The organism is Colwellia sp. BRX8-4 (assembly GCF_014077345.1).
Classification (GTDB): Bacteria; Pseudomonadota; Gammaproteobacteria; order Enterobacterales; family Alteromonadaceae; genus Colwellia_A.
In genome coordinates this window covers 72,860-95,938 of the sequence record NZ_JACGVS010000017.1, presented here as the reverse complement: position 1 = coordinate 95,938, position 23,079 = coordinate 72,860, and the positions used below count along the sequence as shown (strand labels likewise).

Annotated in this window: 20 protein-coding genes; 13 read left to right on the top strand and 7 right to left on the bottom strand. The window is 36.5% G+C overall.

Annotation, left to right across the window (positions count from 1 at the left end; translation table 11 throughout):
• The first annotated feature begins 8 nt into the window (after nt 1-8).
• Genes msbA through kdsB form a run of 4 tightly spaced genes read left to right on the top strand, consistent with a single transcriptional unit; the run spans nt 9 to nt 3,894 of the window.
• Nucleotides 9-1,769 carry a lipid A export permease/ATP-binding protein MsbA gene (msbA, locus tag H4J56_RS14515; RefSeq protein ID WP_182230436.1) on the top strand — a complete coding sequence of 587 codons (1,761 nt, stop codon included), beginning with the start codon at nt 9-11 and terminating at the stop codon, nt 1,767-1,769.
• Between the two features lie 21 nt (nt 1,770-1,790).
• Nucleotides 1,791-2,879: a tetraacyldisaccharide 4'-kinase gene (lpxK, locus tag H4J56_RS14510; RefSeq protein ID WP_182259520.1), complete on the top strand. Its 1,089-nt coding sequence runs from the start codon at nt 1,791-1,793 to the stop codon at nt 2,877-2,879.
• Nucleotides 2,880-2,912: 33 nt separating this feature from the next.
• On the top strand, nt 2,913-3,092 hold the full coding sequence (locus H4J56_RS14505; RefSeq protein WP_070376055.1) for a Trm112 family protein: 180 nt from the start codon (nt 2,913-2,915) through the stop codon (nt 3,090-3,092).
• A gap of 22 nt (nt 3,093-3,114) precedes the next feature.
• On the top strand, nt 3,115-3,894 hold the full coding sequence (kdsB, locus tag H4J56_RS14500) for a 3-deoxy-manno-octulosonate cytidylyltransferase (RefSeq protein WP_182230438.1): 780 nt from the start codon (nt 3,115-3,117) through the stop codon (nt 3,892-3,894).
• A gap of 76 nt (nt 3,895-3,970) precedes the next feature.
• Here kdsB and pepN read toward each other — a convergent pair whose 3' ends face one another.
• The gene (pepN, locus tag H4J56_RS14495; RefSeq protein WP_182230439.1) at nt 3,971-6,673 is read right to left on the bottom strand and encodes an aminopeptidase N; all 2,703 of its coding nucleotides are present in this window, start codon (nt 6,671-6,673) and stop codon (nt 3,971-3,973) included.
• A gap of 466 nt (nt 6,674-7,139) precedes the next feature.
• Here pepN and H4J56_RS14490 point away from each other — a divergent pair, with 466 nt between their 5' ends.
• Nucleotides 7,140-8,579: a hypothetical protein gene (locus tag H4J56_RS14490; protein ID WP_220465288.1), complete on the top strand. Its 1,440-nt coding sequence runs from the start codon at nt 7,140-7,142 to the stop codon at nt 8,577-8,579.
• Between the two features lie 181 nt (nt 8,580-8,760).
• Entirely contained in the window at nt 8,761-10,158 is a 1,398-nt protein-coding gene (locus H4J56_RS14485) for a hypothetical protein (protein ID WP_182222057.1), read from the top strand.
• 67 nt (nt 10,159-10,225) lie between these two features.
• Here H4J56_RS14485 and H4J56_RS14480 read toward each other — a convergent pair whose 3' ends face one another.
• A complete protein-coding gene (locus tag H4J56_RS14480; protein WP_182230440.1) occupies nt 10,226-11,329 on the bottom strand; it encodes a 1-acyl-sn-glycerol-3-phosphate acyltransferase in 1,104 nt (367 codons plus the stop codon).
• Between the two features lie 313 nt (nt 11,330-11,642).
• On the opposite strand from H4J56_RS14480, the gene hpf reads away from it, so the two are divergent.
• Nucleotides 11,643-11,999 carry a ribosome hibernation-promoting factor, HPF/YfiA family gene (gene hpf, locus H4J56_RS14475; RefSeq protein ID WP_070376060.1) on the top strand — a complete coding sequence of 119 codons (357 nt, stop codon included), beginning with the start codon at nt 11,643-11,645 and terminating at the stop codon, nt 11,997-11,999.
• Nucleotides 12,000-12,122: 123 nt separating this feature from the next.
• Nucleotides 12,123-12,536 carry an alternative ribosome rescue aminoacyl-tRNA hydrolase ArfB gene (arfB, locus tag H4J56_RS14470; protein WP_070376061.1) on the top strand — a complete coding sequence of 138 codons (414 nt, stop codon included), beginning with the start codon at nt 12,123-12,125 and terminating at the stop codon, nt 12,534-12,536.
• A 10-nt stretch (nt 12,537-12,546) separates the two neighbouring features.
• Here arfB and H4J56_RS14465 read toward each other — a convergent pair whose 3' ends face one another.
• Both H4J56_RS14465 and lepB read right to left on the bottom strand, forming a co-directional pair.
• Nucleotides 12,547-13,317 carry a peptidylprolyl isomerase gene (locus H4J56_RS14465; protein ID WP_182230441.1) on the bottom strand — a complete coding sequence of 257 codons (771 nt, stop codon included), beginning with the start codon at nt 13,315-13,317 and terminating at the stop codon, nt 12,547-12,549.
• Nucleotides 13,318-13,615: 298 nt separating this feature from the next.
• Nucleotides 13,616-14,278, bottom strand: coding sequence for a signal peptidase I (lepB, locus tag H4J56_RS14460; protein ID WP_182215073.1), 663 nt, complete (start codon nt 14,276-14,278; stop codon nt 13,616-13,618).
• A 413-nt stretch (nt 14,279-14,691) separates the two neighbouring features.
• Between lepB and H4J56_RS14455 the strand changes: the two genes are divergently transcribed.
• The 4 genes from H4J56_RS14455 to H4J56_RS14440 all read left to right on the top strand — a co-directional run bounded on the left by H4J56_RS14455 (nt 14,692) and on the right by H4J56_RS14440 (nt 17,948).
• On the top strand, nt 14,692-15,240 hold the full coding sequence (locus tag H4J56_RS14455; protein ID WP_182215072.1) for an RNA methyltransferase: 549 nt from the start codon (nt 14,692-14,694) through the stop codon (nt 15,238-15,240).
• A gap of 282 nt (nt 15,241-15,522) precedes the next feature.
• Entirely contained in the window at nt 15,523-15,729 is a 207-nt protein-coding gene (locus H4J56_RS14450; RefSeq protein WP_070376065.1) for a cold-shock protein, read from the top strand.
• Between the two features lie 119 nt (nt 15,730-15,848).
• A complete protein-coding gene (gene zapE / locus H4J56_RS14445; RefSeq protein WP_182215070.1) occupies nt 15,849-16,973 on the top strand; it encodes a cell division protein ZapE in 1,125 nt (374 codons plus the stop codon).
• Between the two features lie 165 nt (nt 16,974-17,138).
• Nucleotides 17,139-17,948 carry a DUF2884 family protein gene (locus H4J56_RS14440; protein ID WP_182215068.1) on the top strand — a complete coding sequence of 270 codons (810 nt, stop codon included), beginning with the start codon at nt 17,139-17,141 and terminating at the stop codon, nt 17,946-17,948.
• Nucleotides 17,949-18,078: 130 nt separating this feature from the next.
• Here H4J56_RS14440 and H4J56_RS14435 read toward each other — a convergent pair whose 3' ends face one another.
• The gene (locus H4J56_RS14435) at nt 18,079-19,305 is read right to left on the bottom strand and encodes an EAL and HDOD domain-containing protein (protein WP_182230442.1); all 1,227 of its coding nucleotides are present in this window, start codon (nt 19,303-19,305) and stop codon (nt 18,079-18,081) included.
• A 255-nt stretch (nt 19,306-19,560) separates the two neighbouring features.
• Here H4J56_RS14435 and putP point away from each other — a divergent pair, with 255 nt between their 5' ends.
• Nucleotides 19,561-21,054, top strand: coding sequence for a sodium/proline symporter PutP (gene putP / locus H4J56_RS14430; RefSeq protein ID WP_182230443.1), 1,494 nt, complete (start codon nt 19,561-19,563; stop codon nt 21,052-21,054).
• A gap of 791 nt (nt 21,055-21,845) precedes the next feature.
• On the opposite strand, the gene H4J56_RS14425 is transcribed toward putP, so the two are convergent.
• Both H4J56_RS14425 and H4J56_RS14420 read right to left on the bottom strand, forming a co-directional pair.
• On the bottom strand, nt 21,846-22,559 hold the full coding sequence (locus H4J56_RS14425; protein WP_182230444.1) for a DUF3379 family protein: 714 nt from the start codon (nt 22,557-22,559) through the stop codon (nt 21,846-21,848).
• A complete protein-coding gene (locus H4J56_RS14420) occupies nt 22,552-23,067 on the bottom strand; it encodes a sigma-70 family RNA polymerase sigma factor (RefSeq protein ID WP_070377194.1) in 516 nt (171 codons plus the stop codon). Before H4J56_RS14420 ends, H4J56_RS14425 begins: the two co-directional genes overlap by 8 nt.
• Nucleotides 23,068-23,079 lie beyond the last annotated feature (12 nt).

Here is a 23,079-nt window from a genome sequence, read left to right as displayed (position 1 = left end):
GAGACTGAATGTTAGCAAGTAAAAGCAAAGTAGCCGCACAAGCCACAACGTGGCAAAATTTTAAACGCTTAATGAGTTATGCCAAACCTTACAAAGCAGGGTTTGTCATCGCTATATTAGGGATGCTTGGCTATGCCGGTATCGACACTTTATTTTTCTCGCAGTTACAGCCATTAATCGATGATGGTTTAACTGATGCTAATCCTAACTTTATGAAGTGGGCCCCACTTTTTGTTATTGTTTGTTTTATTATCCGAGGTATCTGCCATTTTTTTGGTAATTACTGTTTAGCTTGGGTGGGTAATAATGTAGTTACCGATTTAAGACAAAATTTATTCGAACACATTATGGCGCTACCGGTGACTTTTCATGATAAAGAGTCTACTGGAACGTTAATCTCTAAACTGACCTTTGATACCGAGCAAGTTCTTAATGCAACCAGTAAAGCGTTGCTTACCTTAGTACAACAAGGTGCTATGGTGATTGGCTTTCTCGCGGTTATGTTTTACAACAGTTGGCAGTTATCAGCAATATTCCTCCTTATAACTCCTATCATCGCTATTATTGTTACTGTGGTTTCGAAACGTTTTCGCCAAGTTAGTAAAAAAATTCAAAATGCGATGGGAGAAGTCACTTCTGCTGCCGAGCAGACCTTTAACGCTCATAAGGTTGTCTTAACCTTTGGCGGACAAGAACGTGAATTCGAACGTTTTGGTCAGATAAATAAACATAATCGCCAACAGCGCATGAAAATGGTGGCCACAAAATCTTTCAGCGTACCCTTGATACAAATTATCGCTTCTTTTGCGTTAGCGTTTGTACTTTACGTTGCCAATTTAGAAAGTATGAAAGCAAGCTTAACGCCAGGGATTTTCATAACGGTGATTACTTGTATGACTATGCTACTGAGACCTTTAAAGTTATTAACTACGGTTAACAGTGACTTTCAAAATGGTATGGCGGCTTGTGTCAGTATTTTTGCAGTGCTTGACCAAGAAAATGAAAAAGACACGGGCCAACAATCACTTGAGAAAGCCAAAGGAACACTTGCTTTTGAACAAGTTGATTTTTCTTATACTAACGACGAAAAATTAGCGCTTACTCAACTAAGCTTTACCGCGAATGCTGGAGAAACAGTAGCTTTGGTTGGTCGCTCGGGGAGTGGTAAATCAACCGCCAGTGCAATTTTACTGCGCTTCTATGATGCAACAGCGGGTAAAGTATTAATTGATGGAAAAGACATTACCTCATACAAGTTGAAAGACTTACGTGCTCAGTTTGCTTATGTTTCTCAGCAAGTGGTGTTATTTAATGACTCTATCGCTAATAATATTGCCTATGGTAAACCCAACGCCAGTCGTGACGAAGTTTTAGCTGCGGCTAAAAGTGCTCATGTGCTTGAGTTTGCAGAAAACATGGTTGACGGGATAGATACTAATATTGGTGATAATGGTGCTTTACTTTCTGGTGGACAACGCCAACGTGTTGCTATCGCTCGAGCATTATTGTGTGATGCACCTTTTTTAATTCTTGATGAAGCAACCAGTGCATTAGATACCGAGTCAGAACGTCATATTCAAGATGCTTTGCAAGTTTTACAAAAAGATCGTACCTGTATTGTTATTGCTCATCGCTTGTCTACCATTGAAAATGCCGATAAAATTATTGTTATGGAACAAGGGAAAATTCTTGAACAGGGCGATCATCAAACGTTATTAGCAAAAGAAGGTGCTTATGCAAAATTACACAACTTTCAATTTAGCGAATAAAATGACGGTTGAGATTTTGCTATGCGCTTAATTGAAAAGGTTTGGTTTTTTCAACACCCAGCAAAATGGCTGCTCGTGCCGTTCTTGTTACCGTTAACCGTTATTTTTTGGTTGCTATCCGCGTTACGACGAAAATGCTATCAACTGTATTTTTTTAAATCTTTTGGTATCGACATCCCTGTTGTGGTGGTGGGTAATATTGGTATTGGTGGTAACGGAAAAACACCGGTGGTTTTGTACTTAATTAAGCAATGCTTAGCACAAAACATGAAAGTTGGCGTTATTAGTCGAGGTTATGGCGGACAAGCACCGCACTATCCCTATTTACTCAATGCAAGCAGTAGCGCAGCTGAAACAGGCGATGAGCCTTTATTAATTTATCAACGCCATGGTATTCCTGTTGTGGTTGGCGGCGATCGAGTGGCGAGTGCCAGGTTGTTAATGCAGCAAGGCTGCGACGTTATTATTGCTGATGATGGTTTACAACACTATCGCTTAGAACGAGATTTTGAGCTTATTGTTATTGACGGTAAACGCGTGTTTGGAAATGGCTTGTTATTACCCGCAGGGCCATTACGTGAAGGTTTATGGCGTTTAAAAACAGTCGACGCGCTTATCTTTAATGGCGCAACGCCAACCGATAATAAAGTCTATCCAGTCGGTATACCACAAATAACAATGACTTTAATGGCAAAAATGGTGGTCAATGTTAAAACCAAGCAGGAACTATCATTAACTGATTTTTATCAACAGTTTAATGATAACGAAAGTCACACTAAGTGTATCAATGCTATCGCCGGTATTGGTGACCCTAGCCGTTTTTTTAAAACCTTAGTTGATAGTGGTTTTAGTCTTGAAGCATCGGTAGGTTTCAAAGATCATCAGCATTATAATGAAGCACAATTTGTCAGTTTTTCTGACGATATTCCACTTTTGATGACAGAAAAAGACGCGGTAAAATGTACGTCTTTTGCTAAAAATAACTGGTGGTATTTACCGGTTGATGCCCATATTGAAAATAAACAAATAACGCCATTTTTAGATGCGCTATTTGACAAAGTAAAAGCAGATAAACTGAGCCGTATTAAGGCTAGATTCACGCTAAGTTAACTAATAAATAAACTGATAAATAAGAGAATAAACATGGCATTTGATGTAAAACTAATGGAAATATTAGCTTGTCCAGCATGCAAGGGCAAACTTGATTACAATAAAGAACAACAAGAATTGATCTGTAGATTCGACCGCCTTGCTTACGCTATTGAAAAAGGTATTCCGGTCTTGTTAGAAAGTGAAGCGCGCCGTATTACTGAAAATGACTAATTAAATATATTTGGAGAATTAAATGTCTTTTATTGTTGTAATACCTGCTCGGTTTGAGTCGTCTCGTTTACCGGGAAAAGTGTTAGCCGATATTAATGGTAAGCCGATGATCCAATGGGTTGTTGAAAAAGCCCAGCAAAGCGGTGCTAGCCAAGTGATTGTGGCCACTGATAATAAGCAGGTTGAAGAAGCGGTATTAGCATTTGGCGGCGAGGTTTGTAAAACTCGTGCCGATCATCAATCGGGTACCGAACGTTTAGCCGAAGTGATGAACATTTATAACTTTGACGATGATCAGGTTATCGTTAATGTTCAGGGGGATGAGCCTTTTATTCCCGCTGAAAATATTGCTCAAGTTGCCAGAAATCTAGCGGACCAGCAAAGAACAAACCAGCAACAAGCTAGAATGGCGACACTTGCTGTGCATATCCATGACGTTGAAGAGGCTTTTAATCCTAACGCGGTTAAAGTGTTAACAGATAAACACGGTTATGCGATGTACTTTAGCCGTTCGACGATCCCTTATGACCGAGATCGCTTTCTTAATGAGGAAAGTATCGCTGCTATTGGCGATTTTTATTTACGCCATATTGGTATCTACGCCTATCGTGCTGGGTTCATTAAAGATTACGTGCAATGGCCGGCCAGTCAATTAGAGCAAATTGAGTCTTTAGAACAACTGCGCGTATTATGGCAAGGTGAAAAAATTCATGTTGCGGTAGCAGAAACTCGTTTAGTGGTTGAAGGGGTTGATACGCCAGAAGACCTAGAAAAAGCTAGAGCTTATGCTTTAACGCTTTAATTTTTTATAAAATTAAATAAAATAAAAAAAGGCCTTATGTTTTCACATAAGGCCTTTTTATTACGCTAACGAAATATTATTTTAATAGTTCAAGCGCTTTAACACAGCGACCAATTTGTTGATGGCTAGCTTTGACTGTCTTTAACACTTGTGGCTTCATACCACTGTAGTCTTTAATCAGTTGCGCTAATTCTGCTTCACTGACTGCATTACATTGTGTCGGCAACATGCTACCGGCAAAAGACTCTAATAAACCTAAATCACTTCCTTCATTTAATTTAGGAATGTGTGCGAGAATTTTAGCTTTATAAGGCGCTTCTAAAGCTTGTTGCTCACCAGGGAATAAACCCCACATAATATAACGAAGGGTAGAAAGTTTTAGTTTGTCAGGGTTATTAATAACGATGTTAAACCATTTTTCTTTAACTTCAGCCTCAGGTCGAATAACTTCTGCATAAATAGCACTTTTAACACCTGAATCGGTAATGTCTTTTTTGGCTTCAGTGCTCAATAATGCTTGGTAATTACCATGTTGGTAACGGTTCATTTTAGCAATTAATGTCCAGCGCTTGTCTTGATCTATGGTAATACCATCAAAACTTTTTTCACCGTTCAAAATGTTTTGTAAGCGATTTAAATGCTTAGTTGTTTTCGTTACACCAACATAACGGCCATACCAAAGTTTTTGGAAGTCTGAACCCGCTTCGGCATTTTCTAATAAACGTAAGTATAAGTTTTCAACGTCCATATAAAGCGCTGTATAATCTTTTTGCTCTAAACGTGTTGCAACAGTTAGGAAGCCTAAAGCCGAGGTTAACGTACTCGCAATTTTACGTGATACGTTATAATCGCTTTCACCTTCAATATTAGCCATGGCAAACGTTACCAACTGGTCAGCGGCTAAATTTGCATCGTTGACGCTGTCAGACAAACTCTGCCATAGCATTAAGCGCATAGTGGGGTTATCAATCGCATTAATGTGTTGTTGTGCCGATGCCAATGACTTTTCATCAAGATCTACTTTTACGTAACCCCAATCGGCTTCGTTTGGATAAACCAAATCAGGACATGCTTGACCTATCACGGCCTTAATCTCAGTGGTCGCACCTTTATACATAATAGGTGTTGCAGAGGTTAAGTTCATCGCATTACCATCAGCACTAACATTGTATAAACCTATTTGAACACGTTGTTCACGTAATGTTGGGTAACCTTCTGGTGCTGTTTGGTTTATTGCAAACGCGCTAATCTTACCGTCACTACATTGGTAATTAACTTTGATGGTGTTTAAGCCTGCATTATATAACCAGTCTTGTGTCCACTGGGTCATATCTTTACCTGCAGCTTTGCCTAATTCACCGATAAAATCTTCTAAATCAGTATTTTGGTAAGAAAACTTTTTCAAGTAATTGCTGACACCAATACGGAAATTCTCTTCACCTAAATAATAAGGCAACTGCTTTAATACTGATGCGCCTTTACCGTAGGTAATACCGTCAAAATTTGATAAAGCAACACCCGTAGAAGCAACCGGTAGTTCTATCGCATGAGTGTTCACTGAGTCATCAGTGCGGTAAGCCCATTGTTTAGTACCAGAGTAGAATACATCCCAGTTGTTCTCAAAGTCGCTGGCTTCTGCAATAGCTAAGTTGGCCATATAAGTAGCAAAACTTTCATTTAACCATAAGCCGTTCCACCAGCGCATGGTGACTAAATCACCAAACCACATGTGTGCCATTTCATGAGCAATAACATTAGCAAGACTCATACGAGCACTGGTTGATTTCTCTCCACGTGCAATATAGCCTTCATTGAATGTAACCGCAGCAACGTTTTCCATAGCACCGGCATTAAAGTCAGGTGCGACAATTTGGTCATATTTGCCAAAAGGGTATTGCACATCGAAGTACTTATTGAAGAAGGCAAAACTTTGTTTGGTTGGAATAAACCATTCGTCAGTTTTAACGTATTCGGCTAAACTTTGACGAGCAAATAAACGCAATTTCATCCCTTCAAAATCATCTTCCCATACAGCGTAATTACCTGCATGAAGAGAGAAAACATAAGAAGAGAATCTTGCTGAAGCAGGAAATGACCATACTTTGTTATCACCGTTTTCGCTAATAGTTGTTTCGCGAGTGGCGCTAATTATTTGCCAATGAGCGGGAGCGGTCACTTGTATTTCGTAGCTGGCTTTTAAATCAGGTTGATCAAAGTGAGGAAATAATCGGTTCGCGTCATAAGGTTCAAAATCGGTGTATAAGTAAACTTCACCATTTTTAGGGTCAACAAAACGATGGAAACCAGAGCCGTCAGTAGAGTAAGGACGCTGATAATCTATAGTAATACTTTGCTTACCCGCAGTTAACTCGCTAGCAGGAATAGTGATAAACCATTTTTCATAGCTAAACTTAACTACTTTGCCATTAACTTTTAATGACTTTATAGTACCTTCATCAAAATCTATGGTTAAATCATTTTGATTGTTCTCTACTAAGTCAAAGAGTAATTCGGTAGAGCCAGAAAAACTTTCGCTTTTATTATCAATCGTCACACTTAACTTATAGCTAACGTTGCTGACTTGTTTAGCACGCATCTCAGCATAAACTGCTTCAAGTGATTCACTTTGAGTGCGTAATAAACTTGTTTGTTGTTGTACGGTTTCAGCGACTGCTGAGTCGCTTGCTGTGTCTGCTTTTTCACAGCCCATCAGTGCAACACTTGAGCCAATAATAGCAATGGACAGCGCCTTAGCTATTTGAGATTTATTTAATGTCATTTACCCAGATCCTACTTTATTATTTTTAAGATTTCCTAGTGGAAACACTTTTCATTGTAAATACCTCAGTATTTATATCATATAAGCGGGGGAAATTTACTTCAGTCATCGCGTAAATAATGGAGTTGATCGAATTTCAACTGATTTTTAACAAAGCTTGCTTTTTATCAACTTATTTTTATCTACTTTTTTAATTAAAACAGAGTGGTATTAGTATTTTCTTAGTATTTATTCATGTCAAATAAGTGTTGTTTGTTGTTCACTTTTTATTGTTTCTGTTTGCTGCTTTATGTCAAAAGTTAATTGTGCTGAGTAATATTGATCAACGCGATGAGCATTTATTGTAATAAGGAGATTAAAATGCCGACGTTCATCTTATTTTCTATCTGTTCAAACGAATAAACCTTGTAAGGGGACGTTACTTCTCTTTATTATAATCAGGAGCCATTAATCAAAAGAAATAATAATGAACATAAAAAGAACCCTAACAAGCATCGCAATAATAAGTACTATGGCCCTTTCTGGTCATAGTTATGCAGATACCGCTGAAAAAGATCAAGCAAAGAAAGTTTCATCATCAACCTGGCTAAATTTATCTGAAAGTGAGTTAGTTGCCGTTGAAAAATATGCGACCGATTACAAAACTTTTATTTATCAAACACCAACAGAATTGACCTTTGTTACAGAAACTATAAAACGTGCTGAGAAACAAGGTTTTAAGCGTTTGTCTGAAAAAAGTAACTTAAAGCCAGGTGCTCGTTTTTATGACGTCAATCGTGACCGTACTATTTCATTAATTGTTATTGGTAAAAAAGGCCTTGAGCAAGGTACTCGTATTGTTGGCGCTCATATTGATTCACCTCGCCTAGAACTTAAAGGACGACCGCTTTATGAAAAAGAGAAGTTTGCTATGCTGCAGACTTATGTTCATGGTGGTATTAAAACCTATCAATGGGTCAATATCCCTTTAGCGCTGGTTGGCCGCGTTGACAAAAAAGACGGGACAGTTGTTAATATCTCTGTTGGCTTTGATGAAAACGATCCTATTTTTATGGTACCTGATTTAGCCCCGCATGTTGATCATCCAAACAGGGATCGTAAAAGTCGTGATGTGATCAAGAAAGAAGAACTTGATGTTATTATCGCAGCTAAGCCTGACTTAGATAAATCAATAAAAGAATTAATTACCGATTTCTTAAAAACAGAGTATGACATTTCAATCGAAGATTTAGTGTCTGCTGAATTAGCCTTAGTACCAGCAACTAAGCCTCGCGATGTTGGCTTTGATCGCAGCATGATCGCTGCTTATGGCCAAGATGATAAGGCAAGCTCTATTGCCGCTGTTACTGCCATCTTTGAACAGAAAATTCCAGAGTATACCTCGGTTGCCTTTTTAGTGGATAACGAAGAAGTGGGCAATATTAATAATACCGGGGCAAGCTCAACTTATCTTGTTGATATGTTAAGTGGCTTGTTATACAACCAAATGGGTGACGATTATAACGATTACCAGTTACGTAAAGTTTTGCGTAATACCAAAGTTATTTCAGCGGATGTTAACCCGGGTGTTAATCCTAACTGGGCTGGTGTTTGGGAATTAGGCAATGCGCCACGTTTAGGTAACGGTATTAACTTGAAACTTTACGGTGGTGGTTTTAATGCTAACTCAGAGTACATGGCATGGACGCGTAATTACTTAGATAATAATAAAATCAAATGGCAAACATCGACTTATAAAGGTAAAGCTTCTGGCGGAACTATTGGTAGCGATTTGTCTAATGACAATATGGAAGTAATTGATTTTGGTGTACCCATTTTGTCAATTCACTCTCCTTATGCGGTAGGTTCAAAAGTTGACTTATATTCATTATATAAAGCTATGTCGGCTTTCTATCAGCAAAAATAAACTTAACACTTAATTTCAATATCAAAAGATCAGCATTTGCTGATCTTTTTTCTTTATATAAAGCTAAAATATCATTTTTTATAATGAATACAAGACTCGATGATATTAGTGCTTTAAGTCTTAGTGGTGATTACTTTATAATTACTGTAATGGATCGCTAAACTTAGGAAGAATTCTTGATATGCTATTAAAATTATTTCAGCTACAAAACCGCCCAATAAACTCATTGTTAAACAATTATAAAAAAACACTTTTATTACTGCCTATCTTTTTGGGTATACAAGCATGTGGAGGAGGTGGTGGCAGCGATAATACGACCCCAACAGCGCCAAAAAGTTATGCTTTTTCATTAACGTCTACACTGACCAATAAATGTGGCGAAAAACTACCGTTTGTTGATGTTGAGTTGTTTATTCAAAATAATGATTGGAGTGTTGTTACAAAGTTACAGCCAAACGATGATGGACTTTTTAGTTTTTTATCAGACAATGAACTCATCAATTACACACTTGTTGCTAAAACTCAGCAAGAAGGAAAAGTGGAAGGTTTAGATTTTGTTAGCTTTCATCAGGTAAAAGCAACAACGCCCGCCATTTATCAGGCAGAACATATCAGTAAAGTTGTTGATGCTAATTGTGAATGTATCACTCGAAATGTTGAAGTGTCACATACCCCTATCTCTGATATTACCCAAGTAACCAGCTCAGCAACATTTACCAGCACTGAAGCTGTAGACTCACAACGCACTAACTTTATTAATGTTGAAGCTTGCCGAGCAATTGATGGCGCTTGGCCACTACATTCTTTCTCGCTTGTTGGTACTGGAAATAACAGTAACGTTCTGGGTGCTGCTGGCTTTATTGATGATTTTAGTCAAACAGCCGTTAATAGCGACAATCAAGCTGTATGGCAACTTTCAGCTTTCGCCGCTATTGAACAAATTGGCTTAAATAAAAATCATCAGCCTTTTACAACACAACAGTTATTTTTAGGGCAGGCGCATTTTGCAACAAGAGTTCTTGAAGATGATAACTCAGTTGATTTATTTAATAGCCATCTTTATGTTTCAGAAACTGTTTATCAATCAAATGCTGAGGTTATTTTATCTGAAACTGATTCTGCCTTTGGTCAAATAAAAATATCGAGCCAGCACCAAGTTATTTCTTCAGCTTTTAACACTAGTTTTGCCTTAGCGGCTGCAACGAAAAAACCAGATGTTGATGATATTTATTTCTCAGAAATCAAATCAGACTGGAGTTATGATTACAGTAATGTTGCTAATTATCCTTTGGCTATAATTACCGTCAATTATCAAGCTTACCACCCCGAAAATAATACACCTATGCCAGCTAAATGGACAAGTTATGGGCGAATTACTGGTCAATTACCCGTAACTACAGCTTTACCTGGTTATGAAGGTATTATTAATGATGAGACCCTTGTATTGGGTACCAGTACAGATTTGGTACAAAGTGAAGATACTGATAAATATGAAAATTATTTATTGTATTATCAAAATGAAAATAATAACTCTTTTGCTAATAATGTAAAAAATTATCACATATCAATAAAAAAATAAGGTTATCTTTATATGAAAACGGCGCTATAAAGCGCCGTTTTTTATTAATACACGTTACTGTTAGCCATTAATCTACTGCTTGTTTCGCTCTAACAGGATTTGCATACATAGTTAATAACCAATGCTGCTGCTGTTCAGTTAAATCAGACATCCTGCTATTTAACTGATTCATTACGCTTTGCTTAATGTCATCTTGCTGGTGAAGCTGGGCATAAGCCGTTAAGTTGCTGTCATATAATTTATAGTTACTGATAATCTCTTTATCAATAGCTTTTGCAACGGCTTTACTATCGGCATAGTCGCCTTTAATCGCGTGGCAGAACTCAACATGAACACGACCTTTTTTCCCCATTAACCCTTGTGTAATACTATTTAAGTCTTCGTTTTCTTTCTTTTTATAACACCCCGTTGCTTCTCGTTCTGCAAGTTCGATGGCTTTATCTCTATCACAGGGATCAAATTCATACGAAATTGAAACAGGTACAATATTAATTTCATTTAAATAGTCTGCAAGCAGCGTTTGCTTGTCTTTGTTTAGTAATAACATTGAAATTAAAGCCGAGTTGGTTTTGTCTATCCCGTCTTTAGCACGACCTTCTCGCTGCGCTATCCAGATGTTTTGTTGGCGCTCATAAACTGTATGGTGAATATAGGCTGATAATTGCTTTGACGCATTGAGCATGGCACGTTTTGACTCTTCACTACGTTTAACAATGAAGCTTTTGTTAATACGCATTAAGTCAGCAACCCAAGGTTGATGCAATAAGTTGTCGCCAACTGCTGCCTCAACGGTATTAATGCCGCTGTTGTACAACGCCCAATTAATTAATGCGACATCAAGTACTATGTCTCTATGATTACTGATAAACAGCATAGGTTTACTTGTATCAATTTTCTCTAAACCATGAAAAGTAAAACCATCGGTACTTTTTTTTACTAGGTGATGCAAGTACTTTGCTACTTCACGTTGAATGTCTTCGATGTTATGAAACTTACTCACGCGTAACTTTAACGTCCATTTTACCACTGAGCGACAAATTACCGGTAGAAGCTTGTACAGTCGAGGCATTTTAAAACTAGCAATAGAAGAAAGTAGCCCTTGGTCATTAATCAGTTTTCGGATCACAGTTGCAACCTCATCATCACGATAAGGGCGAATATCATCAAACATGTAAGGTCTCTTTACTGCTTAACAGCGATTAATTAACTTAAAAATTGGCGGATATTATAACCGCTTTTTAAATGAAAAGACTCCTATTGTTTATGCTTTACTTTTTTAAATAATATAATTTCATTAGCTTAGGGGTAAATAATAATATTAATATAAAAAATGAAGCAAAATCCAAATAAAATGTATAATTTTTGCTACAGTTAATTGTGTAAGCTCTTTTATGAATTAATTTATATTTTTTTCATACTAAGGCCTTGCGTTTTTCGACTTTACCCTCAAGTCTTAAATAGAGCAATAAACAAAAGGAATACCTATGAAAATAAATCTTTCAGGTCACCACGTAGATGTTACCGATGGTGTAAAAGAACATATCGATGAAAAATTCTTAAAAATTTCTAACCATTTTCCAACGCTGATCTCATTAGACATTATTCTTTCAAAAGAGCATGGAAAATATGGAGCAGAAATAACAACAAATTATGAAGGTGGTCGTATTGCTGTATCAGCAGAAGACGATGTCATGTTTCCCGCAATTGCTAGTGTAGCCAAAAAGCTTGATGCCGCACTTAAACATAGAAAAGGCCAATTAAAAGCAAATTTACACAGTAAGCCTGTTTCAGTTACGCCTGAAATTGCCCATGAGAAAGTTCAAGAAATGAATTTGAACTAATTTCAAAGTAGTTATACTTAAATGTTTACGGGAGCTATTGCTCCCGTTTTAGTTTCTAGCTTATTATTATCATTATGAATGGTATACTTAACGTGTGAATAAATAAGGTAGTAGAAGTAAAATATGTTGGCCCTTTCAAATAATGTCTGGTTAGATCAAAATGAACTCGAGTTAACCGCTATTCGTGCACAAGGGGCGGGAGGACAAAATGTCAATAAAGTATCATCAGCGATTCATTTACGCTTTGATATTAAGGCATCGTCTTTACCTGATTTTTATAAAGAACGTTTATTAGCATTAAAAGATAAACGTATCACTAAAGAGGGAATTTTAGTTCTCAAGGCGCAACAGTATAGAACACAAGAGAAAAATCGTGAATCTGCGCTTGAGCGTGTTGTTGAAGTGATTAAATCAGCAATGGTTATTCAAAAGGTTCGAAGAGAAACTAAACCATCAAAAAATTCCAAAAAAAGACGCTTAGCGGGTAAATCTCACCGCGGCAATGTAAAAGCACTCCGCGGCAAGGTCACTGACTAGTTAACATTGGTTAAGATATTTTCATTTTACGTCGTAAGCCGACTAAAGATAATGCCAGTAATGCAAAGTAGGATAAGCTACCGCCACCGCTACTATCACTTGAACTGCTCTCCTGATTAATCAGCGTATTTTTTACCGGAGATAGGCTTTCAGACGTTGTGGTTGAACTATTTGAAATGGTAACAGTACGAATGGTTACAAAATTCTCATCTGCAGGTACAAAATTACTATTAGCACATTGCTCGTCGGTATAGTCTGGCATTGGTATACTTTGACAAATGGGTAACTGAGCTATTTTATCGATATTATCCATACCTTCAATCACTTCACCAAACACCGTAAAACCACCATTTTGTCTATCTAAAATAGCGCTATTATCTTTATAATTAATAAACCACTGACTGGTTGCACTATTGGGACTGTTTGCTACTTTTGCCATCGCGACAGTTGCTCTAACATTTGAATACAATGGCTCATTTTTTACAGAACTATCAACATCAATGGCCGTTAATGGAAAGTTTCCGTTAAATTCAAAGCCTCCCGCTTGCATAATAAAGTTAGGCACTAAACGATGAACAACAGTATTGTTGAAATCCCCGTCATTAATGTACCTTAAAAAATTTTCTACTGTTTTAGGCGTGGTTTGATCGTGTAAGTTAATTTTGAAATTCCCTTGAGAAGTTTCAAATTCAACAATTGTCGCATTACTCGATACTGATAATAGTGTCGCAATAGAAAATGCACCCGTTAGTACGAGTGATTTAGGAGAAGTTTGATACATAGTAACCTTAAATTTATTAGGGATAATAATAGTTGAATACAATGCTAGAGATACTAAAAGTATTAGTCTAAAACAACAAGAGCTTTTCTTACCTGTAAATTTGAGTTTGTGGTTGTAGCGTTTTTTTTCAGCATATCAATGAGGCTATAAAAGCGGTGAGAGCTGATAACGTATATCGTTATTAACGACATACGTTAAATAAATCCCAGTATATTTGAGATTAAAATAAAAAAAGTCGTCTGAATTTACCTAATGTGATTTAAAATCTGAGCAAAAAGTACCAGTAGTTAACAAACATTTAAAGTGAATGAAAAAAACGATTAGTGCGTGGTAAAAAGTTATTATTGTAATCTAGAGAAAAAGCGACTTGACTAGATTTGCCAACAATTTCCTTCCTTGGCACTAAGCCAATTACCCGTGAATCTGCACTATTATCTCGGTTGTCGCCCAGAACTAGATACTGACCAGTAGGCACTATAACTTGGTTGAAGTTATCCAATTGTGACGCCAACTTACTGGTTCGAATAAAATGTGGCTGGCCATTGATCGTCTCAATCTTGTCGTGGTAATTGTTCGATGGCAGGTTTGTTGTTGATTCTTTTTTGTAGCTAATCACTTGGTTGTTTATAATTAATTTATTGTTTCTCATAGTAACTGTATCACCTGGAACACCAATTACACGTTTTACTAAACGTTTATCTGAGACCACTGAATCAAAAATAATGATGTCATTGGTTTGTGGTTCGGAAAGTGTAACAAGAGAAATATGAGTGAAGGGTAAGCGAATATCATAAGCCATTTTATTAATAAAAATTCTATCGCCTTCAACAATTGTTGGTTTCATCGAACCTGTAGGTACGTCACTCCAGTCAGCGACAGCGCTACGAAAAACTAACATTAAACCAATAAAAATAAATAATAACTTATTTTCTTTCCATAGTTTCTTGAGACTATTTTTCATTTTCTTTCCTTTTAAATATTGATGACACAGGTATAGTTATTAACAGAAAATCTTAGTTTATTATGACCATTATTTTTTGATTTGTTGCTTATGAAATGTAACGGATTATGACAACTTTACTGTTTAACAAGGAAAGAGCTCATGAATAATGCATTAATAATAGCTTTGTATAATTTTTAAAAAGTAAACTTCGTTGGTCACTCCACTTGCTAGTGTGAAACTTATTTAGTGTTCATATCACTATAGGTTTCGAGCTTAAACTATCGGTCGCTAAGGTAGACTAGATAAAATCAAACGTTAACTTGAGAACAAATAAAAAATTACTATTTACTTGAATTTTTTATTAAAGCTAAGGAGAATTCCTGTAGAATTTACCTGTATTTGTAAAGTAACTAACCAAAACGATTATATTAATGACTAAAAAGATAAAAGTACCGTTAAAACATAAAAACGCTGAATCAGCTGAGATAACCTTAGGTTTAACCGATCCTAAAAGCCCAAGTAATGTCGGTGCTGTAATGCGCGCAGCAGGATGTTATCAAGTTGATAGCGTACTCTACAGTGGTGTTAGGTATGCAAGAGCCGCGAAATTTCATACCGACACACAAAGTGCCAGTAAAAAAATACCTTTAATTGGTGTTGAATCTTTGGTGGAAAGTTTACCCGAAGGGAGCAAGCTAATATGTGTTGATTTAATTGAAGGAGCGGTGCCATTGCCGGCCTTCATTCACCCTAAAAATGCTATGTATGTGTTTGGCCCTGAAGATGGCACTATTAGTCAGGCTGTTATCGATAAAGCTGATGCTGTGGTATATATTCCAACGAATGGTTGTATGAATTTGGCAGCAACAGTAAATGTTTTACTTTATGACCGCTTAGCAAAGTCTGCAATAGCTATTGGTGACGATGAACTTATCCGAAAAAGTAGAGATACAAATAACACGGTAAAAGTGAAACAGTAAAATGGCTTGTTGATAGTGTTAATCTAACGATTTGTTCATAAAACAAACAAAAGAATTAATAAAGTCGATAAAAAACTTGACTCTTTCTGTCAACGATATACAATGCACGCAGCTAGAAAGTACTACCTATATTTATGTACCAAGTTTCGAAGTTATGTTAGTAGCTCGTCCTGTTTAATAAGTCATAGCAACACTCTCAGCATCATCGTTTTAGTGAATTAAATTTATTTAATGGCTAAAACAAAATTAAGATTAATTATATTAAACAAATAGGATACTATTATGTCTACAACTACTGGTACAGTAAAATGGTTCAACGAGTCTAAAGGTTTTGGTTTCATCGAGCAAGAATCTGGTCCTGACGTTTTCGCACATTTTTCTGCAATCTCTGGCGACGGTTTCAAAACTCTAGCTGAAGGCCAAAAAGTACAGTTTACTGTAACTCAAGGTCAGAAAGGTCCTCAAGCTGAGAACATTCAAGCTCTTTAATTTTGTATCTTGAGCTAACTTAGGTTACCTCATACAAATAAATTGCTAAAAAGGGTAAGACTTATGTCTCACCCTTTTTTTGTGGGAAAAATTTAGTTTCAACGTTTAAAACTTAAGATATGCTTTCAGCTTACCAAGCTCTATCTACTTCGAATAATTTTAAATACGATTATGCACAAGTTAATGCCGTTGCCAAACTTGATGATCTTTCTGAACAAATCTATCAACATGAGCATAAATCTTGGCTTGCTAAACGACTGAAAAAATCGTCTGCTATTCGTGGGATTTATCTTTATGGGAGAGTCGGTCGTGGTAAAACCATGCTTATGGATCTCTTCTTTCAAAATTTAGCCGTTACTGCTAAAAAACGTATTCACTTTCATCGCTTTATTGAAGAAGTACATCAACAATTAAATTTATGTACAGGACAAAGTGATCCATTAACGTTTATTGCTAAGCAATGGGCTAAAAAGATCAAAGTACTGTGTTTTGATGAGTTTTATGTTTCAGATATTGGTGACGCTATGTTGCTTTCTGGCTTATTTCAGGCGTTCTTTCAACAAGATATTATTTTAATCGCTACCTCTAACTGTCGACCCGAAGAACTTTATCGTAATGGGTTACAGCGCGAAAGATTTATGCCTACCATAGATTTAATTAACGATTATTGCCAAGTATTATCGGTTGATGGTGCTGTAGATCATCGCTTAGACCGTTATGATGAAACCGCAATCGCATATCGTGATTATACTTACCCATTAAATAACAAAACGCTTAGACAAAGGTTTTTAGATATTACGGGTATTGTAGGCACTTCAGGTAATATAACCGTTAACCACCGTAAAATCCCTTTTCAAGCGAAAACAGATACTATTATACTTTTTGATTTTTATGCACTATGTTCTGGTCCTAGAAGTCAGCGAGACTACATTAGCCTAGCTGATCATTTTAAATTAGTATTGCTTGACCAAGTTCCTCAATTTGATGGAGAGCGCATAACGTCTGTGATATCAGGCGTAGAAGATGACTATCAACGCGACGGTAAATTGTTAAGCCAACTTCGCCACTTAGATGATGAAGCTCGGCGCTTTATTGCTGTTGTTGATGAATTTTATGATAGAAATATACGACTTATTATTAATGCTGAAGTTGATATTATTGAGCTTTACCAAGGACAGCAATTAAGTTTTGAGTTTGCTCGCTGCCAATCCCGTCTCATTGAAATGCAACAATTAGCATATTAGCCACAAATGTGTTTATTTCACTAATAAATGGTATTTAATTTTCATTTTATTTTATGTTTATTTTGTATCTTATTGAATTTTATTGGTTTTACTAGTTGGCACTAGTTTTGTAATGTCTATATTAAGTTAGGCATTATTTAATCGATAACAATCGAAGGGCATAATATGAAAACACTCATCGCAACAGCACTTATATTGGCAAGCAGCAGTACGTTCGCTTCCACCGCATCTTTTACAAATGACTCATGCAATGCAACAATATCTGGTGGTATTAAAATTACGCCAACCGCTATTGAATTCTCTAAAAGTAAACTGCCACTCTATAAAATTGTTGATAATGAACGATTATATGTCAATGGTGTTCAAGTTGACTTAACAGATAATCAGCAATCCTTGGTTCATGATTATTCGTCTGGCATTAGGGCTGCAGTTCCACAAGTAAAAAGTGTTGCATTAGATGCTATTGATCTTGCGAATGACGGCATTAATTTAGCGTTTAATGAGTTACTCGGTCAAGATAATACGCTGAGTGCTGAAATTACTAGTCAACTTTCAGAGATACGTAAAGAAGTTGATCTGGGCTTAACCAGTGATAATGACATTTATTTTGACGAGGATGGTTTTTCAGGAGAAAACTTTTTCAACGAAGATTTTGAGCAACGTATTGAAAGTGCAATAGAAAAGACGGTGCAAAATTCGATTGGTAGTTTAATGATAGCGGTAGGGCAACAGATGCTTTTCTCTGGTGGCGATATGAACGCTTTTGAATCTCGTATGGAGGATTTCGGTGAAAAAATGGAAAACGAAATGGAATCTCGTGGCGAACAAATTAAAAAAAATAGTGAAGTACTTTGTCAATCTGTTGTCGACATCGATGCACTTGAAGACAGGTTAACTAACGAAATAATAGTGTTAAAAGACTTTAATTTATTAACCACTACTGTTTCATCTAAAAACACTAAAGAACTTATGTAATTTTAACTAAATATAGATAAAATTCTGTATCGCCTATTATAACATGGGCGCGTTACTCTCTAATCATTGACAATAAAAACAAGTAAATAATTCAGTTACTTGTTTTTTGTCAATCGAACCATTGACTTAATTAACTGCCATTTGTCATCTGTGACTGCTCGTCAGCCCAAGAAAGTGCTTGGTTGTAATCTCTAATGACTTTTTCCTTTTCTATACCTAACTTCTTCATAACAATAGTGGTTTCATCCCATTGTGCATGTTCAATGTACTCTAATAACTGGATTAATTCAGCCAATACGCCTTTCTTAGTGAGTAAAGAAATCTTTATCTCTTGCGCAAGTGGTAACTTTTCTAAAACAGTTTCAAGTTTTTCATCTAAAATGGCATCAATTAATGATAATAAGCCCGTTAAGAAAGCAATAGATGAATCTATTGGAGCATTTATATCCTTTGAGACAAGTTCACAAAATTTAGCACGAGCCATCGCTGAATTAATTAACTCTGAAGGTTTATCAGGGTTAACATTTATAGCAAACATCAATCCTAAAAAGCGCTTTAATTCTTGTGACCCTAGTGTTACAAGTGCTTGTTTTATCGTTGATATTTCATTGCGTCTGCGAAATATCGCCGAGTTAACATATCGTAAGAGTTTATAAGAAAGCGTTACATCGCGTTCAAAGACTGAAGTAATACTGATTAAATCTAATTCGGGTTTTGATGTTTCATAAAGTAACTCAGCCATGGCAATCTGTGATGGAGAGAGACTTTTAGTTTTTATCATCTCAGGCTTAGCAAAGAAAAAGCCTTGGAATAGTTCAAAGCCTAATTCTAGTGCTTGATTATACTCGTCGTAAGTTTCAACTTTTTCTGCAAGCAATTTAATATCAGGGAAATTAGTAATCGCTTGTTTAACTTCTTTAATTTCTTCAATAGTGGATATTTTCCAATCTATTTTTATTATTTTGATATAAGGGAAAAAATGTATCCACACTTTTTGATGTTCATAATCATCTAGCGCTAGTGTATAACCTTGTTCATAAAGATCTTTGCAAATAGCTAATAGCTTTTTACCCGGCTTAACCGTTTCAAGAATTTCAACGACGACTTCATCAGTGGTCAGCATATTTGCGTAACCAAGACTTAATGTTTCAAGGGTAAAATTAATAAAGGCGGGCTTATTACCAGTAAATTCTCCTATACCTAAGTTAAATTTACTTGCTTCAATCATTTTTGTGGTGGCTTCATCGCCATCGATATCAGGAAAAACGTTGTCAATGCTGTCTCTAAATAGCAATTCATAGGCAAAAAGGTTTTTGTCTTTATCTAGAATGGGTTGCCTGGCGGCATAAAAATACATAAAAATTCCTGATATTTTCGTAACTATATTGAATATATTGGAAAAAGGATAAATTAGCATCAACTATTTTTATATATTAGTTGCTGGCATAAGAATATTACATGGATAATACCTTTAATATAGTTGAAAACAATAAAAGTATAGTAATAGCAAAATATCTAGTCATACTAGCTTAATCTATTTTTTGCTTAGTAACAGAAGTTTTTAACATTTTTTTTACTTAGTAAAAATATAATAATACTTTCGGAGGTTAATTTGGCATTTGGTACATTATTTTCTTTAGGTTTATATTTTATTGTTATGATCGGTATAGGTTTATATGCCTTTAAAAAATCGACCAGTGACGCAGCAGGTTATATGCTAGGAGGGCGTAATCTAAGTCCTTCAGTGACGGCTCTTTCCGCTGGGGCTTCTGACATGAGTGGTTGGATGCTAATGGGCATACCAGGTGCTATGTATGTGACAGGTTTAAGCAGTATTTGGATCGCCGTAGGTTTAGTGATCGGTGCTTATTTTAATTATTTAATTGTTGCGCCTCGTTTGAGAACTTATACCGAAGTAGCAAATGATTCGATAACGTTACCTGATTTCTTTGAAAACCGTTTTAATGATAAGCGCCATTTGCTACGCGTAGTTTCATCAATTGTTATTATTGTCTTTTTCACGCTTTATACTTCATCAGGTATCGTTGCTGGTGGTAAATTGTTTGAAAGCTCTTTCGGATTAGATTATGAAGTTGGGCTCTACGTTACCGCAGGTGTTGTTGTACTTTATACTATGTTTGGTGGTTTTTTAGCCGTAAGCTTAACCGATTTTGTGCAAGGGTGTATTATGTTCGTAGCACTTGTGCTGGTACCTTTTGTGGTTATAAGCGATATTGGTGGCGTACAAGCAATGAATGATGTTATTCATTCTATTGATGCTGAAAAGTTTAATATGTTCAATGGTGTTAGTGCGCTGGCGATTATTTCAGCGATGGCTTGGGGCTTAGGTTATTTTGGCCAGCCACATATCATTGTGCGCTTTATGGCAATCCGGTCAGTTAAAGATTTACCTGCTGCTCGTCGTATTGGTATGACTTGGATGATCGTTTCTATTTGTGGTGCTATGGCAACTGGTTTTGCTGGTATTGCTTATGTGGCGAAAACGGGCACAGAATTAACCGATCCAGAAACTATTTTTGTTTTATTTTCTCAGGTTTTATTTCACCCTCTCATTTCTGGCTTTTTATTAGCCGCTATTTTAGCTGCAATAATGAGCACCATTTCTTCTCAATTATTAGTGACATCAAGCTCATTAACCGGTGACTTTTATCAAGCGTTTCTAAATAAAGATGCTACTGATAAACAGCTTGTTTTTGTTGGCCGTTTATCTGTACTTCTAGTTGCTATTGTTGCGATATCTTTAGCTTATGACCGAAATAGCTCTATTTTAAGTTTGGTTAGTAACGCTTGGGCAGGATTTGGCGCCGCATTTGGACCACTAGTTATCTTAAGTCTCTACTGGAAAAAAATGAACAAACAAGGCGCTTTAGCAGGTATGTTAACGGGCGCTATAACCGTTCTTATTTGGATTTATGCTCCGATAACTGTCGGTGGTGAACTATTGAGTTCAGTGATGTATGAAATTGTTCCTGGTTTTATACTTTCAACAATAGCGATTGTTGTGGTGAGTAACTTGACCGCGGCACCTGATGAATCTGTTGAAAAGATGTTTGATGAGATGATAGAGCAGCACAATATCGATTAATGGTATTGTAAACTCGCTCAAATAAAGCCCGTTATTGATGTTCAATAACGGGCTTTTTATGTTCAGGATGAACGGTCATGATTTTTGTTCCTGACAAATCATAAGTACCTCCATCCCTGGAGGCAATAGTGTGGTGCCAAGGATGGCAAGGAACGTATATGTTCAGGATGAACGGTCATGATTTTTGTTCCTGACAAATCATAAGTACCTCCATCCCTGGAGGCAATAGTGTGGTGCCAAGGATGGCAAGCAACGTATATGTTCAGGATGAACGGTCATGATTTTTGTTCCTGACAAATCATAAGTACCTCCATCCCTGGAGGCAATAGCGTGGTGCCAAGGATGGCAATGAATGTATATGTTATTTTAATCTCTATTTTATTGAGGTCAGTACTAGATACTGAAACGAGTTCAGCATGACGATCTTGGTATCTGTTGCTTGAATTGAGGTAAGTACTAGATACTGAAACGAGTTCAGTATGACGACTTTAGCTTCTGTTGTTTGGAGGTGAGTACTAGATACTGAAACGCGTTTAGCATGACGATTTTGGTATCTGTTGCTTGAATTGAGGTAAGTACTAGATACTGAAACGAGTTCAGCATGACGACTTTGGCTTCTGTTGTTTGGGAGGTCAGTACTAGATACTGAAACGCGTTGAGTCTGGGGATTTGAGTATTAATATGATGGTTTCAGTGCAAGAGCAATGGAGTTTTAATAAGAGGGGATTAAGAACGTCGTCGCCATGGTTTCATGTGCGACGACGTTAACAGTAAAATATTATTTTTATGACTTAAATAGACCAGCTAATATTTCTATCGATGGCTGTTTGCCACTGCGTAAGCGATTCACTTTTGTCAGCAACTACAATAATATTACTGTTTTTAAAGTGTTGGGATTTTCCTATTAATTTATCTGTTGAAAAATCAGCGGTAAATTCAAGCTCTTCATTATTGGGAACAATAAAAACAGTGACCATGCTTGTTGCACCTTGAAAAACTAAGTGCAGGCTTTTCATGCCATCAAACCGGCAATAATTAGCAAACATTAATTTGCCTATGCTATCTGTAAAACTGCCATTAAACGTCGCCATTTTATCGTTAAGAGAGGCTAAGCTCACATTTGCAGTTGAAGTGTTAGAGAAATGTCCTTCTTCATGGGCAATATGAGCTATCGCATAATCCCCTAGGTTGTTATATGCATTAGAAAACTGCATAAAATTAATCGTTAAACCCATAACAAAGGCAACAGACGCAGCTAAAGCTAAACGCACACGACTTTTACGTTTTTGCTGCTGATGACTGGCCATTGTTTGACGTAAAATAAGTTTATCGCTTAAGCCTGTAGGTACTTCAATATTTAACGCTTGAAAGAGTTTACTGTCTAAACTTTCAAGTTCTTGTGTAAAATTTTGCTTGGCAGGGTCACTGTGAATTGCAGCAAGCATATCTTCATCACGTGTATTTGGATCTGCATAAATACGACGTCTAAATTGCAAATCATCCATTGTATTGACCTCTAACTTTGGGAGTATTATCTAAAGCTTCTTTTAATTGATTACGCGCTCTAAACAACCTTGTCATCACGGTATTCTTATTTAAATCGAGCTGTTTAGCTATTTCTTCACCTGAAAAACCACCAATAATTTGTAAAACTAATGGCTCTCGGTATTCTTCTGGCATTTGTGCTATTTTTTCACGCAGCCAATAGTTTTCAATTTCTTGCTCGCTACTTGTTGATTTAGTATCGGTAATAGTGGCTTCTTCATATTCACTCATATCAAATCGTTTACGTTCGAAACGACGAGCATTCTCTCGTCGTAAAATTGTGATCAACCATGACTTAGCTGCTTTTTCATCTTTTAATGAATCTAAAGCTCGCCATGCCCGTAAAAATGTCTCTTGCACTAAGTCTTCAGCCACATGTTTGTCGTGACATAGCCAATAAGCATAACGGAATAAATCGCCATGCAAAGCTTTAACTAGTGCTTCATATCTAACTTGTTTTGTTGCCATGTTGTAAGAGAC

Coding starts and splice junctions, on each gene's coding strand:
- H4J56_RS14455 (WP_182215072.1), top strand. CDS start 14,692: ATGACTAAAAAGATAAAAGTACCGTTAAAACATAAAAACGCTGAATCA.
- H4J56_RS14435 (WP_182230442.1), bottom strand. CDS start 19,305: ATGTATTTTTATGCCGCCAGGCAACCCATTCTAGATAAAGACAAAAAC.
- lepB (WP_182215073.1), bottom strand. CDS start 14,278: ATGAAAAATAGTCTCAAGAAACTATGGAAAGAAAATAAGTTATTATTT.
- H4J56_RS14505 (WP_070376055.1), top strand. CDS start 2,913: ATGGCATTTGATGTAAAACTAATGGAAATATTAGCTTGTCCAGCATGC.
- H4J56_RS14485 (WP_182222057.1), top strand. CDS start 8,761: ATGCTATTAAAATTATTTCAGCTACAAAACCGCCCAATAAACTCATTG.
- pepN (WP_182230439.1), bottom strand. CDS start 6,673: ATGACATTAAATAAATCTCAAATAGCTAAGGCGCTGTCCATTGCTATT.
- hpf (WP_070376060.1), top strand. CDS start 11,643: ATGAAAATAAATCTTTCAGGTCACCACGTAGATGTTACCGATGGTGTA.
- arfB (WP_070376061.1), top strand. CDS start 12,123: ATGTTGGCCCTTTCAAATAATGTCTGGTTAGATCAAAATGAACTCGAG.
- zapE (WP_182215070.1), top strand. CDS start 15,849: ATGCTTTCAGCTTACCAAGCTCTATCTACTTCGAATAATTTTAAATAC.
- H4J56_RS14490 (WP_220465288.1), top strand. CDS start 7,140: ATGAACATAAAAAGAACCCTAACAAGCATCGCAATAATAAGTACTATG.
- H4J56_RS14420 (WP_070377194.1), bottom strand. CDS start 23,067: ATGGCAACAAAACAAGTTAGATATGAAGCACTAGTTAAAGCTTTGCAT.
- msbA (WP_182230436.1), top strand. CDS start 9: ATGTTAGCAAGTAAAAGCAAAGTAGCCGCACAAGCCACAACGTGGCAA.
- H4J56_RS14440 (WP_182215068.1), top strand. CDS start 17,139: ATGAAAACACTCATCGCAACAGCACTTATATTGGCAAGCAGCAGTACG.
- H4J56_RS14465 (WP_182230441.1), bottom strand. CDS start 13,317: ATGTATCAAACTTCTCCTAAATCACTCGTACTAACGGGTGCATTTTCT.
- H4J56_RS14450 (WP_070376065.1), top strand. CDS start 15,523: ATGTCTACAACTACTGGTACAGTAAAATGGTTCAACGAGTCTAAAGGT.
- H4J56_RS14480 (WP_182230440.1), bottom strand. CDS start 11,329: ATGTTTGATGATATTCGCCCTTATCGTGATGATGAGGTTGCAACTGTG.
- H4J56_RS14425 (WP_182230444.1), bottom strand. CDS start 22,559: ATGGATGATTTGCAATTTAGACGTCGTATTTATGCAGATCCAAATACA.
- kdsB (WP_182230438.1), top strand. CDS start 3,115: ATGTCTTTTATTGTTGTAATACCTGCTCGGTTTGAGTCGTCTCGTTTA.
- lpxK (WP_182259520.1), top strand. CDS start 1,791: ATGCGCTTAATTGAAAAGGTTTGGTTTTTTCAACACCCAGCAAAATGG.